Origin of the sequence: Methylobacterium sp. E-005 (assembly GCF_022829725.1) — a bacterium.
Taxonomy (GTDB): Bacteria; Pseudomonadota; Alphaproteobacteria; order Rhizobiales; family Beijerinckiaceae; genus Methylobacterium.
This window is the reverse complement of record NZ_JAKSYG010000088.1, coordinates 1-778: the sequence shown is the minus strand read 5'-3', so window position 1 is coordinate 778 and position 778 is coordinate 1. Positions and strand designations below refer to the sequence as shown.

The window sequence follows — 778 nt, the reverse complement described above, 5'->3', positions numbered from 1 at the left end:
ATCGACGCCCACGTCGGCGAGCATCGGGACCGGATCGGACCAGTTGCTCCTGCACATCAGCGAGGACGCCTATCTGGGCGATGCGCAGTACACCATCTCGGTGGACTGCAAGCAGGTCGGCGGCGTCCTGACCGCCCACGCCTACCACGCGGCCGGGCAATCGGACGCGATCACGTTGAACCGCGACTGGGCCTCGAGCAGCCTCTACACCGCGGTCAACTCCCTCTCCCTCGCCTCCGCCCTTACCACCAGCCTGGATCGCAACCTCTACGTCGACAGCGCCACCTACAATGGGGCGTCCGTCGCCAACGCGCACTTCACCATGCTGAGCCAGGGTGCGCAGACCTTCACGTTCGTCGATACGGCCACATCGACGCCCACGTCGGCGAGCATCGGGACCGGATCGGACCAGTTGCTCCTGCACATCAGCGAGGACGCCTATCTGGGCGATGCGCAGTACACCATCTCGGTGGACGGCAAGCAGGTCGGCGGCGTCCTGACCGCCCACGCCTCCCACGCGGCCGGGCAGTCGGACGCGATCACGGTGAACGGCGACTGGGTCTCGGGCAGCCACACCGTCGCGGTCAACTTCCTCAACGACGCCTCGGGCGGCACCGCCAGCCTGGATCGCAACCTCTACGTCGACAGCGCCACCTACAACGAGGCGTCCGTCGCCAACGCGCACTTCACCATGCTGAGCCAGGGCGCGCAGACCTTCACGTTCGTCGATACGGCCACATCGACGCCCACGTCGGCGAGCATCGGGACCGGATCGGAC

General features: G+C 67.0%; 1 protein-coding gene. It reads left to right on the top strand.

Translation table 11 applies throughout. The annotated features are described in order from the left end of the window. Positions 1 to 43: 43 nt before the first annotated feature. Positions 44 to 778 (top strand): carbohydrate-binding domain-containing protein (locus MKK88_RS10095; protein WP_279602202.1); only part of this gene is annotated, 735 nt, incomplete at its 3' end.